The sequence below is a fragment of the Paraburkholderia sp. JHI2823 genome (assembly GCF_038900695.1).
GTDB classification, from domain to species: Bacteria; Pseudomonadota; Gammaproteobacteria; order Burkholderiales; family Burkholderiaceae; genus Paraburkholderia; species Paraburkholderia mimosarum.
Map to the genome: position 1 here is coordinate 1 of NZ_JAYMRY010000050.1, position 13,998 is coordinate 13,998.

At 63.5% G+C, this 13,998-nt stretch carries 17 protein-coding genes; 10 read left to right on the forward strand and 7 right to left on the reverse strand.

Features of this window, described 5'->3' with window-relative positions; genetic code table 11:
* Positions 1 to 220: 220 nt before the first annotated feature.
* Complete coding sequence (locus VSR34_RS33150) at positions 221 to 892, forward strand: Lar family restriction alleviation protein (RefSeq protein WP_342964624.1); 672 nt, start codon at positions 221 to 223, stop codon at positions 890 to 892.
* Between the two features lie 173 nt (positions 893 to 1,065).
* Here VSR34_RS33150 and VSR34_RS33155 read toward each other — a convergent pair whose 3' ends face one another.
* A complete protein-coding gene (locus VSR34_RS33155) occupies positions 1,066 to 2,196 on the reverse strand; it encodes an integrase domain-containing protein (protein ID WP_342964625.1) in 1,131 nt (376 codons plus the stop codon).
* Between the two features lie 1,154 nt (positions 2,197 to 3,350).
* On the opposite strand from VSR34_RS33155, the gene VSR34_RS33160 reads away from it, so the two are divergent.
* The 4 genes from VSR34_RS33160 (at position 3,351) to VSR34_RS33175 (ending at position 5,255) form a co-directional block, all read left to right on the forward strand.
* Positions 3,351 to 4,361 (forward strand): PRTRC system protein D, encoded by a 1,011-nt coding sequence (locus VSR34_RS33160; protein ID WP_342964626.1) that lies wholly within the window; start codon positions 3,351 to 3,353, stop codon positions 4,359 to 4,361.
* On the forward strand, positions 4,358 to 4,744 hold the full coding sequence (locus tag VSR34_RS33165; protein ID WP_342964627.1) for a hypothetical protein: 387 nt from the start codon (positions 4,358 to 4,360) through the stop codon (positions 4,742 to 4,744). The genes VSR34_RS33160 and VSR34_RS33165 overlap by 4 nt, the downstream gene beginning before the upstream one ends.
* A gap of 107 nt (positions 4,745 to 4,851) precedes the next feature.
* A complete protein-coding gene (locus VSR34_RS33170; RefSeq protein ID WP_342964628.1) occupies positions 4,852 to 5,004 on the forward strand; it encodes a hypothetical protein in 153 nt (50 codons plus the stop codon).
* Positions 5,001 to 5,255, forward strand: coding sequence for a hypothetical protein (locus VSR34_RS33175; protein WP_342964629.1), 255 nt, complete (start codon positions 5,001 to 5,003; stop codon positions 5,253 to 5,255). Before VSR34_RS33170 ends, VSR34_RS33175 begins: the two co-directional genes overlap by 4 nt.
* Before the next feature lie 81 nt (positions 5,256 to 5,336).
* Here the strand turns inward: VSR34_RS33175 and VSR34_RS33180 are convergent, their stop codons facing one another.
* The 6 genes from VSR34_RS33180 to VSR34_RS33205 all read right to left on the reverse strand — a co-directional run bounded on the left by VSR34_RS33180 (position 5,337) and on the right by VSR34_RS33205 (position 9,376).
* Positions 5,337 to 5,555 (reverse strand): hypothetical protein, encoded by a 219-nt coding sequence (locus VSR34_RS33180; protein WP_342964630.1) that lies wholly within the window; start codon positions 5,553 to 5,555, stop codon positions 5,337 to 5,339.
* A gap of 97 nt (positions 5,556 to 5,652) precedes the next feature.
* On the reverse strand, positions 5,653 to 6,789 hold the full coding sequence (locus VSR34_RS33185) for a primase-helicase zinc-binding domain-containing protein (RefSeq protein WP_342964631.1): 1,137 nt from the start codon (positions 6,787 to 6,789) through the stop codon (positions 5,653 to 5,655).
* Between the two features lie 257 nt (positions 6,790 to 7,046).
* Complete coding sequence (gene ssb, locus VSR34_RS33190) at positions 7,047 to 7,631, reverse strand: single-stranded DNA-binding protein (RefSeq protein ID WP_342964632.1); 585 nt, start codon at positions 7,629 to 7,631, stop codon at positions 7,047 to 7,049.
* Between the two features lie 16 nt (positions 7,632 to 7,647).
* Positions 7,648 to 8,460, reverse strand: a complete 813-nt coding sequence (locus VSR34_RS33195) for a hypothetical protein (protein ID WP_342964633.1) — start codon at positions 8,458 to 8,460, stop codon at positions 7,648 to 7,650.
* Positions 8,461 to 8,470: 10 nt separating this feature from the next.
* Positions 8,471 to 8,902: a hypothetical protein gene (locus VSR34_RS33200; protein WP_028231585.1), complete on the reverse strand. Its 432-nt coding sequence runs from the start codon at positions 8,900 to 8,902 to the stop codon at positions 8,471 to 8,473.
* 111 nt (positions 8,903 to 9,013) lie between these two features.
* The gene (locus VSR34_RS33205; protein ID WP_342964634.1) at positions 9,014 to 9,376 is read right to left on the reverse strand and encodes a hypothetical protein; all 363 of its coding nucleotides are present in this window, start codon (positions 9,374 to 9,376) and stop codon (positions 9,014 to 9,016) included.
* A gap of 450 nt (positions 9,377 to 9,826) precedes the next feature.
* On the opposite strand from VSR34_RS33205, the gene VSR34_RS33210 reads away from it, so the two are divergent.
* From VSR34_RS33210 to VSR34_RS33230, 5 genes are all read left to right on the forward strand, one after another.
* Positions 9,827 to 10,582 (forward strand): nuclease-related domain-containing protein, encoded by a 756-nt coding sequence (locus tag VSR34_RS33210; RefSeq protein WP_342964635.1) that lies wholly within the window; start codon positions 9,827 to 9,829, stop codon positions 10,580 to 10,582.
* A 164-nt stretch (positions 10,583 to 10,746) separates the two neighbouring features.
* Entirely contained in the window at positions 10,747 to 11,988 is a 1,242-nt protein-coding gene (locus tag VSR34_RS33215) for a hypothetical protein (protein WP_342964636.1), read from the forward strand.
* Between the two features lie 76 nt (positions 11,989 to 12,064).
* Positions 12,065 to 13,258, forward strand: a complete 1,194-nt coding sequence (locus VSR34_RS33220; RefSeq protein ID WP_342964637.1) for a FlhC family transcriptional regulator — start codon at positions 12,065 to 12,067, stop codon at positions 13,256 to 13,258.
* Positions 13,258 to 13,437 carry a hypothetical protein gene (locus VSR34_RS33225; protein WP_202905129.1) on the forward strand — a complete coding sequence of 60 codons (180 nt, stop codon included), beginning with the start codon at positions 13,258 to 13,260 and terminating at the stop codon, positions 13,435 to 13,437. Before VSR34_RS33220 ends, VSR34_RS33225 begins: the two co-directional genes overlap by 1 nt.
* A gap of 13 nt (positions 13,438 to 13,450) precedes the next feature.
* A complete protein-coding gene (locus tag VSR34_RS33230; protein WP_342964638.1) occupies positions 13,451 to 13,816 on the forward strand; it encodes a hypothetical protein in 366 nt (121 codons plus the stop codon).
* The last annotated feature ends 182 nt before the right edge of the window (positions 13,817 to 13,998 follow it).

A 13,998-nucleotide genomic window follows, 5' to 3' on the forward strand; every position in this document is an offset into this window, starting at 1 on the left:
GCAGGTTCGTCAAGCTGACATTGCCCCGCTGTCGTGGCAGGCAATGCTCGATCCGTTGATATTGGGCTTCGGTGATTTCCATCACCGAAGTATACGATCAAACACAATTAGTGTGAACACGCCCTAGCCAGCGAGTAAGGGCACCTGCACCGCTCACCTTGCAGTTTTGAAATCTCGCGGCCAGTGGATAATGTCGGGCAATCCATCCACGCCAACCGCCATGTACGAGCAGCTCATTCCCTGCGACCACTGCGGCGGCCGCCCTACCGTCGGCCGCTCCCAACGCCTCACATCGTTCCTGCCCGACCCGACATATGACTGTACGCAATGGGGACGCCTCGCCGGCCCACCCCGTATTGGCGACACCCTGCCCCGGCCGCCTGAAGCGCCCAAGACGGAGCATCTGGTCTGCATCTATTGCGCCGAGTGCGGCATGCAGACACCGTGGGAAGCCATCGAGCCCAACGAGCGCACAGCCATGAACCGCGTCGGCGAGCTGTGGAACCGGCGCCTGAACCGTCCCGAGGCCGAGATAACCGATCTGCAGCGCCTCGTTGAACGCGAAATCGGCGTTCCCGATATTCCGGCTGTACTCGACCTGCTCTCGCGCACCAAAGGCAACTGGGATGAAATGGGCCCGGTCTTCGCCATGCTCGCCCGCCGCCTCATCGACGCCACCATCGTGACCTTCGACGGCTGGCCCATCGAGCCGGTCCTCCAGGACGCTGCCCGCTATCGCAAGCTCGTTCAGCTGGTGAAATGGACCCAGGTCGAGGGTCAACGCTATGCGGAGTTCCCGCGCATCTTCTCGCCCTCGGAAGACGGCGAACTGCTGTTCGAGGACCGCCTGGCGGTGGCGATCGACTCCCTGCCCGACCGCGACCGCTGGTAGTGGGCTGCACAAAAAAAGAGACCGGCCATCGAGACCGGTCGAGAATTGTTCTGGCTTTGTTCGAGAGGCCACCAGAACCGAGAGACAGTTCCTATTGTCCGTCCTCCCGCGTCATTAGCCGCCTCGTATCGTTCGTTGTTTGATACTCATTCGCGGCGGCGCGCGGTGCCACCCTATGCCGACGCGAGCAACCGATAGAGCGCCTGCCGCGAAATCCCGAGTGCTGTCGCCGCGTGAGACTTGTTGCCGCCTGCTGCCGCGAGCGCGGCCACGGCCTGCTCCGGTGTCACCACAGGTTTCGCGAGCCGCTCCTGCCGCGCGAACGTAGACAGGTACGCATTCGCCTTCGTCACGCGACTGTGCCCCGCCGCCTCGACCACCCGGCGCATCGCCTCCGCATGACGCTCCGGATCGGGACGCTCTCCCGCCCGTTTCACCGGCGCCGCCACCCCGGCTACCTTCTCATAGAGTTCCTGCAGATACTGGTGCCGAAGGCCATGGCTCGTCACGCCCAGTCCCGCCTTCGTGATCCCGTGCCGCTCCATCACGTAGTAATACCAGTCGCGCCACTGCCTGAGCGTCCTGTCTTCCGGCACCGTCGAACCCGTGACCGGATTGGAAAGATGAGCAGCCTCCTCGAGCACCGCGACCTTGGCCTCCAGCGGCAACTCGCGCGGCCGTCCGCCCTTGGTTCCGCGCGTCACCGCGAGGAATTCAACGTCCCTCACCGCCCGCTGCGGCTGCAGCATGAAGCTCTCTTCGAGGCGAAGGCCAAACGCGGCCTGCAGTTTGAGCTGCACCGCGACGCGCGGGCAGGTCTCGCCAATCTCCGCAATCTTCTGCGTCGCGTTCACGCCGTTGGCTTCCCACGATTTGTCCACTTCCGCCACATATGAGCGGACCAGACCGTGTTCACGTCGGTCCACATAGTGTGCGAGCGTGCCGACCATTTCCGGCTTGTTGATCCAGCAAGCCAGCGCCCGCAGGTACGTCAGCTTGTTCTCGATCGTGCCGCCGCTCTGTTGCGCAGAGACCCACTTCTCGACCAGCCACGCTACATGCTTCTTGCGCAGGCTCCACGGGCTCGCCAGCGCGAAGCCACCCTCGCGCAGCTCCACGAACGCCTTGCAGATCGCGCTCGTTCGACGCTCCTGCGTCTTGATCGAGAGGGCCTTTCCGCTGATGCGCGTGCGGCTGTGCACCGCCGACACGTGCTTGTCGAAGAGGCGGATCAATTCTTCCGCAACTGTCGGCGTCAGACGATGGCCCCGTACCACCGCGCGTACATTCAGGATCGCAGCCATGCATACCTCCGTTGTGCGCCGGGCCCCACCCCGGCCATGTTCCCCTGCGCGAGCCGGTGACGCCCCTGCCCGACGTCCGGTACCTGCTCGCACAGATCGAATTTCGTGCCGCTCACCTTGCGGCTTCGCCGTTGTCCCCGGCGCGGGATGTACTGCCTTCCTGTCCTTTAGCGATTCCATCCGATCAGCCAGACGCACGGAAGAGATGCGTTCCGACTGTCCACCTGCTGCGGCGCGGGGCGTTGCGCTTCGCGCATCACCGTCCCGCGTTCACTGCTGCTGCCGCCTGCTGTGGCTACCCGACCGACCCCGGACGCGTTCGTGCGTCTGGGCACCGCGCAGGACCATTGCGGCCTGCGGGTGCCCGGGCCAGCTGCCGGGCAATTCCTGTTGCGCTGTTCTGGTTACGGTAGCGCGCACCGTTCTGTCTTCCGTTCAGGGAGTCGCGAAACACCGGCGTTGCCGGCGCGCAGGATCTCCCCCGTCCCCAAGCACGTTCACGTCAGCCGCGGTGTATCGGGCCTCCTGAACGCACCCAGCATGTGTGCTGAAAGGACGTGTGTAATGCGCGTGAGGCAGGTCGCGGACTGTCCAACTGTCCGCGTCCACATTCGCTCATCGCGCATCATCGCGGCGGACACCCGCCGATCGTATGGATATCGCACTGTCCGGTGGTCCTCATGGTGGACCACCGTGGACTTGACGCGATTGAAAAAAAAGCCGCCTCACGATGGAGCGCGGACAGTGGGGTGAAACGTGCCCTTGCGGGCGGGGGGATGGTGGCCGGTGTGGCCAGACAGAGGACGCACGAAGTGCCTTGCACTTCAGGTCGATGCGTCAGGGACGCGGCAGGTATTGGCAAGAATAGCCCCCTGGCGCAAGTGCGGGCGACCAAAAGCTCACCAGAAGCGGGCCGCTTTCGCTGGATCGACTGCTCGCAGCGCTCGCTAGACTGTTCATCACAGCGATGTTGGAGCAAAACATGGAGTTGCCTGGCACTGCGATGAATCTCCAGCAATTTCATGGAGATTCATCGAGCGCCGGTCCCATCCTTCAGCTTTGCCTCGTCATCGCTCTCTCGCACAACCAAAGCGACGGCGTTTGGCCGTGCACCCGATCCAACCCGTTTGACCCTGTCCGAAGGAACACACGACATGAAAACCCCCGTCTTCGCCATCGACGTCGGCTACGGCAACACGAAATACGCGCATCGCGCGGCCAGCGGCACGGTCGCCACCGGTATGTTTCCGTCGCTCGCGCCGCTGGCCGCGAGCCGCTCACTTTCCAGTTTCAGTGAGGGCGTGCTCGGTGTGCGCAAGGTTGTGACCGTCACCATCGACAGTATCGAATACGAGGTCGGGCCCGACGTGCCGCTCACCGCAGCCTACGGCAAGACCGGGCGCGCGCTCGCTGACGACTACGTGCTCTCTGACAACTACGGGGCCCTGCTCTTCGGTGCGATTCATTTCGCGGGCCTGACTCACATCGAGCGTCTGGTGCTCGGTCTTCCGGTGCACAACATGAAGAAGTACGCCGCAGCGCTCAGGGAACGCTTTACTGGCGAGTTCGACTACGGCCATGGCCGCATTCTCATTGACAAGGTTGTGGTGATTCCGCAGCCCATGGGCTCGCTCGTGATCGCGACCAGCTCGCGCAATGGCGGCTTCGGGCGCGACGACGAACACCTGGTCGTCGACGTGGGCTACTTCACGACCGACTGGCTCTATGCCGTGGGCATCTCGATGGACGACAAGCGAAGCGACGGCGAGCCAGGCGGTGCCTCGCAGGTCTACCAGCGCATCGCGACCCTGATCGGGGAAGACGAGGGCGAACAGGTCGAGGGCATTGAACTCATCGACAAGGCGCTGCGTGAAAAGAAGCCGTATTTCTTCTACGGCAAGAACATCGATCTCGCGCCCTATGTTGAGAAGGCCGAGCCGATCATCTCAGGCGTGGTGAAGAAGATGCAGAACAACGTCGGCCGCATGCCCAACGTGCGCTCCATCATCCTGTCGGGCGGCGGCGCGGCGCTCTACGCCACGGCGATCCGGCGGGCGTTCCCGCGCCTGGTGATCGAACTGATCGACTCGCCGTGCATCGCGAACGCGCGCGGCTTCCTGCTGGTCGGCGAGGCCGGCCTTGCACGCGAGAGGCGCGCGGCATGAGCGGCACATACGAGATGGCGGTAACCATCAATCCGCTGGCTTCGCCGCTGCTGTATCAGCGGCTGGATCAGTGCGCGACGCCCCGCGAGCGCGCCGCCGTGCTGCGCGCGCTTGCCGAAGGCATGTTGCTCGCGCAACTGGCTGCGGGCGGTACGGCTGCGGCCGGTATCCTGCCCGCTGGCGCACTCATCGCGCCGGCGGGCGATCCATCCCATCGACCCGGAACTGCCACGGTCTCCGCTGCGGTCGCGGCCCCCACCCCGACAACGGGCGCGGACAATCCGACCGAGGGATTCCAGTCCGTTCGCGTCGAGGACTCCGAAGCTAACGGGCGAGCTGACATCGATGCGCTCGGAGACATGCTCGCAGGCATGTTCGACTGACGCGCCGCGCGCTTGACTTTGCGCGCGCTGTGCGAAGATAAATCAACAGCGCCGGTGTGGTGGTCGATGACCCCGCGCCGGTGCCAAACCGGAAAAGGAGAAACGAAATGGAATACCAGCTTGTGAACGCGATCCTTCACGGCCAGCGTCTGGATGAGCCGCTGACGTGGGTGTACATCGCCGCGTGCGTCGCCGTCGGTATCGCCGGCTGGAAATTCGGCTGTCTTCTCGATGCGTATGAGCACCGCGAGGAAAAATGATGGAGCGCCTTCAAAAGGCGTGGACTGCGTTCCTTGGGTGGCACTGGTTCGCGCGCCGCGCCGCCATTGCAGCAGCGTGCTATGCGGGCTGGCTCTTCACGATTTTCCTCTACTCACAGGGACTCAAGAGCTTCGCGATCGACCTCTCGTTCATCTTCATGATCGGATTCGCGTGGGCGATCGGCGGCTGGTACGTGATTGTTGGCGCGCTACGGGTGTTTCGCTGGTGGACGCGGGCTTCGCGCTGGTAGTCCGCGAGAAGGACGAAACAAAAAAAACGGCGGGTCCCACAGTTGCTGTGGGACCCGCCGTCGTTTCAGGGGTGTCAAAGATCATTGCAGGGGTCGTGCCGCCATGATGGCGAGCCGCGTGGTACAGAAGTCGAACGCCGCGTCGAACGGCTGACTTTGAACGACCGTCTTGCATGCGTTGCGGTCGAACACGTCGAATGCCACGGCGTCGGACTTGCACACGGGCCGGTTGTCGTTCGCCGCACCGTTGGTCGCGACGATCGTAAAGCGGTTGCCCACCATCATCTGGAAAAAGCTCATTTTCTGCCTCACAGGAAAAAGAGCCCGACGGACCATCCCCGGAGGGGACGAATCCCCACCGGGCAGGTTCAAGAAATGCCGGACTAGCCGGCGTCAATCAGATGGCCAGCGCCACGTGTGATGCGTGAGATGCTGGCCGCCCCAAGGGGGCAGTTGCATTTGCTGCCATCCAGCGCGACTTCCATTGATCCGCGAAGTCTGTCCCACGTAGCTTCGGTCGATGCGGCACGACCGTGTAGCCTTCAGCACGCAACCGCTTGGCGAGGACCAGACCGGCACTCACGCCCGGCGACTGGCGCGTCCTGGGATCGATGTCATCGAAGTCCATGAAGATGTGTACGACCTTGATGCCGAGGCCTTCCGGGACAACGAACTTCGAGAGCAGAACGCGGTTCAGGCAATTCCAGACCGGTACGCCAGAGTCCATGTGCGCGCCGTAGACCGTTTCCAGTCCCTCTCCCACACCGATTTCTCCGTCGACGGGAGCCATCAAACGCACGGCACCGCCCGCGAGCGGGTTGAGCGTCATGTCGTTGAGCTTCGCATCGAGGATCTCGCCATCCGGCGACACGATCGTCGCCTTCGCGGGCTTGACCGGATCGAGGAACGTCCGATGCAATGTTCCAAGACGCCCATCGGGCAATTCGAATCGCGCCACGATGCCCGGCCACTTGCCAATCACCTTCTTGTCGTAGCGATACTCGAGCATGCCGAGACGCAGCGCCGGCGACGGCCCGGCCGTGAGGCCGGGCACGCGTTCCTGCAGATAGCGCATCGACAGATCGCCCACAGCCTGCGGCCTCGCATTACTCCACATGCCATCCAGCCGCTTCGCGACAAACGCCGGATCGGCCTTGCGTTTGGGCGCGGGCGCCGTCGAGGTGAGCGGCGCGCGTGACGGCGGCGGCGTGCCGCCATCGAGCTGGCGCATCAATCGATACAGCCCGATGCGGTTCGCGCGGGCGATCAGCTGGAGGCCATCGCCTGCCATCGGATAGCCGTCGTTGCACTTTCGGCAAATCCAGTCGCCGCGGCCGCTCTTGTTGTCATAGGTAAACCGGTCATCGCCTCCGCACACCGGACAGGAACTTGCGTTGCCGGTCAGGCAGTCGGCGGAAATGCCATAACTCATCAAGGTCGAAATCCACGCTTCCGGGGAGAGCGCGAATTCCTTCAGCTTGCGTTGCAGCCACTCATACTTCTCGGGTGACAGCCCGCGTCCAGATGTACTCATAGTCACTCTCCATTCGGAAGTGGGTCGGGTCGGTGCCTGAGACAGGCGTGAAAACGCGTGCTCAAAGGAGCCGCCTGCGCGCGTGGCGCGGGCGGGCGGCTCTTTTGAACAGGGTTACGGTGTGAACAGAAACTCAGCGCGCAACGATCGGCGCGTGGACAGGAACGTCGTCGCGCGACGCACCCGAGGGTGCGCCACGACAACGATCGGTGAGGACTTACAGGATCAACGACCCCGACTGGTGAGAGGGTTCGGGATCAGATCGCAGCCCATGCCGCTCGCGTGTACTGACCGGCGAACGGGATATCGTCAAAGTCGTCATCGAAGCCGCCCCCCGACGGGGCACGCGTGCCCGCGCCGCCACCGGCTGAGGATTGCGGCGGACGTGAACGCCCCCCTGTTGCCGCCGGCGGCTGACGCGGCTGCTCTCGCGCAGGTTGCTGACTGCGGCCCTGCGGCTGGCTCTCGAAGTCGTCGTCGCCGCCCGGTTCGCGTCGCCCGCCACCGTTGCGGCCGCCGAGCATCTGCATCTTGTCCGCGACGATTTCCGTCGAGTAACGATCGGTGCCGTCCTGCGCCTGCCACTTGCGTGTGCGGATACGCCCTTCGATGTAGGCCGACGAGCCCTTCTTCAGGTGCTCGCTGACGATCTCCGCGAGACGGCCGAAAAACGACACGCGGTGCCACTCGGTCGCTTCCTTGAACTCGCCCGAGGCTTTGTCCTTGTAGCGGTCCGTCGTCGCGAGCCGGATGTTGGCCACAGCGTCGCCGCTAGGCAAATAACGCACTTCAGGGTCCGCGCCGAGATTGCCGACGAGGATGACCATATTGACTGATGCCATGAGTTGAGTACTCCTTTTAACGTGTGATCGACCAGAGCCACTTGTCCCAGAGGACCTGCTGGCCGTTTTTCATGATGGGGCGCCCACTGTCAGTGAACGCCGGTACCTGGATCTTTTCGAGGCGTCTTACGGTCACGACGTCGCCGACGCGGCAACCGCTTTGCGCGATCGCGTCCTTCAGGCCTTCGCCCTGCAAGGTGCGCTCGCCCGACAGCGTGTCGATGTGCATTGCAAACGACGTATAGAACGGCTTGCCCTGCGGCTTGCGGCTCGGAAACTGCTCCTCGCCCCAGCCAAGCACCCGGCCTACCGTCGCTGCCGCGCGATCGTCGCGCCGAGGGACCCGCTCCCGCGGTTGCCGCGGCGCAGTGGCCACGTCGTGGGCATCGGCATGATCCGGCGCGTGACCGGCTATCTCATGAACGATCTCAGCGGCCGGCGCGCTGCGTGCCTGTGCCGTTGCGGCCAGACCCTGGGCCTTGCCCTCTGCGCGGATCGCCGTGGCGATCGCGTCCTTCAGCGACGCGCGGTGCTCGCTCACGAGCGACCAGTGCGGCTCGGGTTCCGGCAGGATCTTGGTGCCGAAGCACGTATCGCGCGGCCCCTCCTCGAATGCCGGACTGAACTGCACGATGCAGTCACCCTCATCCACGAACAGATTGGGAACGCCGCAGATGAAGACGAACGTTTCGTTGGGCGCGCCCTGCCCGACCTTGCGGATTTCGGATGCACGGGGCCGCGACGGCGAAGGCCGCGCGGCGGGCGCAGCGACGGGAGGACGGGACGGAAAGAACTCCGCGAACGCGCGCAGAAGATGAATCGCAGCCATGATTGACTCCCTAGATCAGCGAACCAAAACAGAGGCGGCGCAGCTCCTCCAGATCGCGCGCAAGCAACGGCGTATCCAGGATCACCTGCTGCAGCGTCTCGGGATCAATGCCGTTCACGCTACACACGTGCTCGTAGGGCAGCGCGCCGCTCCAGTAGCCCATGATCCAGCCAAGGGTTGCGCGATAGTCGTCAGCGTCGACTTTCACGTTGCGCAGGCGCTCGCTGAGCATCGCAGCGCAGTCCATCAGGGACTCAGGCATGCGGTCGCCGCGGCGACTGTCGCGCGCGAGTGAGACGAGCGCATCGATCATCGCCTCGCGAACGGACGCGCTCCAGTACTGCGGATCGGGGAGCGGGTCGGGTTTGGGTTGAACGACGAGCACCGGAGTGGCCTCGCCGCCGAAGATGTCGAGCTGCCAGGCAGCGACGTCTCGTTTCATGGGATTGCTCCGGAATGGCCGGGCAATCGCACCCCTGGCCGGGAATGGATTCCCGGGCCGGGCAGAGGGAACACCGCGGCAGGCGCCGCGGTGCAGGGGATGGACAGGACCCTAGTTGTGGGTACCTGTGCGCTTCATGGGAATGACGACGGCCGATTTGGCGTATTGCCGTGTCGGTGCCACCGCTTCAGGATGTGCAGCCGCGGCAGCAGCAGCAGCGGCGACGGCAGTCGCCTGCTTCTGTGCTTCCACAGCCGCAACGCGTTCTGCTTCGGCGCGAGCACGTTCGGCCTCGGCTTCAGCAGCTTCGAGCGCCTTGGCCTTGCGCTTGAGCGTCTGGACAAACTTGCCACCAACAGCCAGCGCCAGGAACAGGCTGACAAACATCGACATCGAGGCGAGGTAGAGGACGAAGCACACGGCAACGAGTTTGCCGGGTGACTTGAGAACGTCCTTAATCAAAAGACTCAGCATCTTTCTCTCCAGAAAAATTAACGCACAAGGGAATGGCCAGGCTATGCCTGGCGGTTTCGATGCCCGGATCGGGCAAGGAAATCCTGCGCGTAGCGCGGTCGCCGTGACCCCGCAGGAGGCCACCGCGATCGGACTCGCGAGACGGAAGGGAAATGGAATGGGCAGCACGAGGACCGTGCGGCAGGTTCGATGCGTCGAAGACGCGGGGGTAAAGGCAGATTACGGCAGTTGCGCGGACAACGAAGGGCGAAATGATCGCGAATTCGGGGGAGCTTATGCCGAAGGGCGGTCTCGTGCAGGCGCCTGCACGTCTTTTCCCGGAAAGCTGCACTTTTTGTGGAGCTTTTCGGTCCGCAACCGGACGCGCAAACGGCGACGATCCCGGCGACTTGACTTCGCGTGGCCTCTGACACACTCGAATCACCCCCAACTCATTGCGTGAGCATCCAAATGACCGCCTTTATCGTCCTCGCAATCCTTGCCTACATTGGCTACCGCTATTCGAAGCGTGGCGCCCGCCGCAAAACCGGCTGGCGATTCTTCGGTCCCGCCTACGTGCCGGGTCACGGCGGGCCCTACGCACCGCCCACCACCCGCGCAAGCCAGCGCGGCGAGGCCGGGGAAGCCGCCGTGCATGCCGAACTGCACCGCGTGCTGACGTGGCTGTGCGGCGACGACTTTCATCTGCATGACGGGCCCGTGCTGATTGAGCATGCGCCTGGCACCGCGTTCCCCACCGCCGAAATCGACCACGTGGCCGTAACGCCGTTCGGGATATTCGTGATCGAAACGAAAAACTGGACCGGGCGCATCGCCCACGGCGCGGGATACGACGACCTGGACGTGATCCGCCCGGACGGCACGCGCGAGACGCGACGCTCGCCGCTCGCACAGAACCGCACGAAGGTCGCTTTTCTAAACGAGAAGCTGCCGCGCCTGTGGCGCATCGAAGGGCTCGGCGTGTTCGCCGCTGCTGCGTGCACACTCGATCGCGACCTTCCGCCCACCCTCCTTCACGTGAGCGAGCTGGCTTATTTCCTCAGAATGCGCCGCCACGAGTTCCTGCGCTCGGGCCAGAAACCCGTGAACGTCAAGACGGCGTGGGGCGCAATTATGCTCAATGCATCAATTAGCACAACAAAGCTAGAGGAACACGTCAAAAGGGTAAGGGAAAACCCTAAAGTATGCCCGGTAGGTGCCGAATAAGAGAGCACCCGATTGTGAAAGCTGTGTGTTTTTGATCGCCTTTCGAGCAGGTGTCGCCAAAAAGCACGCGTACCCTAGCTCTGTAACCGGGACCGGCGCCCGCTCCGCGCCCGATCCGTTGCACGCGCAACGGACAACTCCTGAGACCAACACGAAGGAAAAAAATGACGAAGAAAAAAACGCCACCCGTTGATCCTGATTTCGACCCGACCGTCCCGGAGGACGGCGCCCTCGTTCCCGCCGGCGATAGCGTCGGGGACGTCTACAGCGTCCACCTGCCCTCGCGCGAGGAGATCTCGCAGGTCGCACGCGAGATGTTCGGCGGCAGGCTGCCTGACGAGATCATCCAGCAACTGATGCAGATCAGCACCGACATCAACGAATCGGTGCGGCGCATCATGCACGAGCACATGGCACTCGGGTTCCGCTTTGGCGAGACCATGAGGCTTTTGCAGGCGGCGTATGCGCTGACATTTGGCGACACCCCGACCACCACCACGCGGGCCTACACCGATGCGCTGTCCTATCTTGAGAGGCTGCATCGCATGTCGAAGTCGAAGATCCGCGTGCACCTTAAAGCCTACGCGCGCTTCCATGACAACGCTGACGCCGTCGAATTCCTGCGGCTGACCGACATGCAAGCTCTGATCGTCAACGACATCGGCGACGACATCGTCGAGGCGATCATCGCGAAGAAGAAGAATGACCCGGAAATGTCGACCCGGGAGGTGAAAGAACTCATCGAAGTGCTGCGCCAGCAGCAGGACCGCATTGCCGCCGACCAGGAACGACTGGAAGCCGCCAACGACGAGTACGCGACCCTGCTTGAGCAGTTCAACACGGCCAACCGTGAAACCCAGCGCCTGCGGCAGGAAGTCGAGCGGGTGCGCGCCCAGCAGAACGAGGCGCAGGCCGCGGGCGACCGGCTGCAAAACGAGCTTTCGCTGGTCGCGCAGAGCAAGAATGCCCTGCATCAGCAGTTGCACGAGATGGAGCGCGAACTCGACGCTGCGACCCGGCAGGTGACCGAACTTAGGACCCGCCCCCCGGCCCAGGACGATCCCCAAGTCAAGGAAGACCTGCGCCGGATGAGAGCGCATTACGACGACTTGATGAAGAAGTCGGACGAACTTGAAGATCAGATCGCCACGCGCACCAAGGAAGCTGAGCGTATCGCGGCGCAGCTTCAGGCGAATGCCGCAGCGGTCGAGGCAAGCCAGCGGCTCGATCGCGAGATGAACGATCTGGTGCGGCGTTTCGGCGAGTTCGTGCAGGGATACCACAGTGTCCAGGTGCTGTGCACCGCAGATGGCAACGCTGGCCGGTTCGCACCGGTTTTCGAAGCGCTGGGCGACCTCGTCGGGAAGTTCCACACCGAAATCATGGCTGCACGCAAGGCGGCCTGATCAGGCGGGGCACGGGGCCGTGGCCGCTTGAGGCCACACGAGATGACGTACTTGAGAAAACAGAAAAAACACAAAAATGCAAACGACACACAATCGACCGAAAACCGTCGACGACTACAAGGCCATCACGCGGCTGCACGTGCCGCGCTGGATCGCGCAGCGCATCCTGGCGGTCAATTACGATCTGGTCGAGCACATCAAGCACGTGCTGGTCAAAGAGCCATCGTTCAATGAGATCTATGGGGTCGACTCCCGGGAGATCGATCATCTGGTGCACAACACGGGCTCCTATCGCAACCTGTTGGGTACGCCGTTTCTGATCCTCGCGCCGTCGCTGCCGACGATTGAGGACTGGCGCTGCTTCGTTGACGACACGCCGACGACGCTAACCGTCGATGCGCTGCGCAGCAAGATGCCGGCGCTGCGCTCGCCGTTCATTACCCAGGCGATCCAGCATCACAACCGGCAGTTCCTCGACCTGGTGCAGTCCGTCGCGAACACGACCGTGCTGAGCGCGCCGTTGCTCGCCATGGCCCCCGACGTCGCCCAGTATCTCGGCGCCCTTCCCGGCTACAAGTTCCGCACGGCACTTGAGCGTATCGGCGACCTGCCGCTTTTCCGGTGGCGCTTCGTCAGCCCCGCTTTCTGGTTCGAGTTCACGGCCAACGAGCTTAACGTCGACCAGGTTGCCCACCACATCATGGCGACGACGCCGTACCGCGCGGGCGAGCTGCCCCATACCGCGAACTGGACGGAGCTGCGCCTCGGGCGCGAGACCCACGAAATGTATGCAGCGGCGCTCATGGCGCACGGCTGCCGGGCGAGCACGGCCTCGAACCTCTTTGGCCTGCCGCAAAGCAAGACACGCCAGATGTACATGGATATCCACGGCAAGCGCTCGCCCTGCGGCAATCAACCCAACTCGGTCCAATGGTCCGTCGAGCGGCCGCAGCAGCGCCTGCATTCGACGGTATTCATCTGGCTGTATCGCTCCGCGCTGGAAATGGGCGCCAACTCGCCCCAGGCGCTCATCGCCGCCGCAGACCTGTACAACCAGCTTTTCGCGGGCCGCGCGCTGCTCGCCACCGATCGCGGCTTCAACCTGACGCGCGCAATGGCGGCCGACGCGCGACTGTCCATCGCCCCGTGCAGGGCATGCGGCACGCACTACATCGTGTCTAACAACGAGTCGAAGATCGAGATGCAGCACAGCTTCCATTGCCCGGCGTGCAGCAACGGCCTCGGCACGCGCGCCAAAGGAGCGAAGTGATGCACATCGGCGAGGAACGTATGGACCTGCCCGCGGGCATGGTCGTCTTCAGCGCCGATGGTTCAGCGCAGTTCGGCTGGCAGCATCCCGAAACGGGTGCGTACTACGCGGAGGACGACGGGCACTGCATCATCGACGCGGTAGGCGGCGTGCAGTGGCACGCTGGCTCGATGCACTAACAGGAGCTCTGCGATGGATGACCTTGCGTGGATGGTTCGCGATAGCACATCGGCCTGGCTTCGCGGTTACGGCGACTTGCGCTTCGACCAGTACGAGAGCTTCTATCGCAACGCGCGTACTGCGGACGGCTCAGGTTGCGACCTCGAACAGATCAACGAGGAATACGGGCAGTGGGTGAACGATCGCCCCGGCAGGCTCGTCCACCTGCTCAACCGGCCACTCATCGGCCGCGCGCTGGTCGGGTTTTTCGCCGTGTGGGTCGCCGCCCAGGCCCTCCCTCACGCGGCTGGACTCGCGCCGCGATCGACCGCGGTATTGCTGGGAGTCGCGTTCGTCGGTCTGCGCGTCTTCCATCGAAAACGGCGCAAGTCCGGCTAATTGATGCACCGTGCATAAAACCCGTCCTGTGCGGCGGGTTTTTTATGCTCGCACTTAAAGAACTTTCGGATTCTTTCCGTTACCGCTACAGTGCGCCGCTCAGCCGCTGCGGTGACTTGACTTCGCGCTGGGCCTGGCAAACTGGTATCAGGCTCGCGCGAGGGGCGCGGCTTCTCACCAAA

What these genes read in the sequence shown, in the direction of transcription:
- VSR34_RS33210 (WP_342964635.1), top strand. Translation starts at nt 9,827, where the DNA reads ATGACCGCCTTTATCGTCCTCGCAATCCTTGCCTACATTGGCTACCGC.
- VSR34_RS33155 (WP_342964625.1), bottom strand. Translation starts at nt 2,196, where the DNA reads ATGGCTGCGATCCTGAATGTACGCGCGGTGGTACGGGGCCATCGTCTG.
- VSR34_RS33160 (WP_342964626.1), top strand. Translation starts at nt 3,351, where the DNA reads ATGAAAACCCCCGTCTTCGCCATCGACGTCGGCTACGGCAACACGAAA.
- VSR34_RS33180 (WP_342964630.1), bottom strand. Translation starts at nt 5,555, where the DNA reads ATGAGCTTTTTCCAGATGATGGTGGGCAACCGCTTTACGATCGTCGCG.
- VSR34_RS33215 (WP_342964636.1), top strand. Translation starts at nt 10,747, where the DNA reads ATGACGAAGAAAAAAACGCCACCCGTTGATCCTGATTTCGACCCGACC.
- VSR34_RS33205 (WP_342964634.1), bottom strand. Translation starts at nt 9,376, where the DNA reads ATGCTGAGTCTTTTGATTAAGGACGTTCTCAAGTCACCCGGCAAACTC.
- VSR34_RS33185 (WP_342964631.1), bottom strand. Translation starts at nt 6,789, where the DNA reads ATGAGTACATCTGGACGCGGGCTGTCACCCGAGAAGTATGAGTGGCTG.
- ssb (WP_342964632.1), bottom strand. Translation starts at nt 7,631, where the DNA reads ATGGCATCAGTCAATATGGTCATCCTCGTCGGCAATCTCGGCGCGGAC.
- VSR34_RS33220 (WP_342964637.1), top strand. Translation starts at nt 12,065, where the DNA reads ATGCAAACGACACACAATCGACCGAAAACCGTCGACGACTACAAGGCC.
- VSR34_RS33150 (WP_342964624.1), top strand. Translation starts at nt 221, where the DNA reads ATGTACGAGCAGCTCATTCCCTGCGACCACTGCGGCGGCCGCCCTACC.
- VSR34_RS33170 (WP_342964628.1), top strand. Translation starts at nt 4,852, where the DNA reads ATGGAATACCAGCTTGTGAACGCGATCCTTCACGGCCAGCGTCTGGAT.
- VSR34_RS33200 (WP_028231585.1), bottom strand. Translation starts at nt 8,902, where the DNA reads ATGAAACGAGACGTCGCTGCCTGGCAGCTCGACATCTTCGGCGGCGAG.
- VSR34_RS33230 (WP_342964638.1), top strand. Translation starts at nt 13,451, where the DNA reads ATGGATGACCTTGCGTGGATGGTTCGCGATAGCACATCGGCCTGGCTT.
- VSR34_RS33175 (WP_342964629.1), top strand. Translation starts at nt 5,001, where the DNA reads ATGATGGAGCGCCTTCAAAAGGCGTGGACTGCGTTCCTTGGGTGGCAC.
- VSR34_RS33195 (WP_342964633.1), bottom strand. Translation starts at nt 8,460, where the DNA reads ATGGCTGCGATTCATCTTCTGCGCGCGTTCGCGGAGTTCTTTCCGTCC.
- VSR34_RS33225 (WP_202905129.1), top strand. Translation starts at nt 13,258, where the DNA reads ATGCACATCGGCGAGGAACGTATGGACCTGCCCGCGGGCATGGTCGTC.
- VSR34_RS33165 (WP_342964627.1), top strand. Translation starts at nt 4,358, where the DNA reads ATGAGCGGCACATACGAGATGGCGGTAACCATCAATCCGCTGGCTTCG.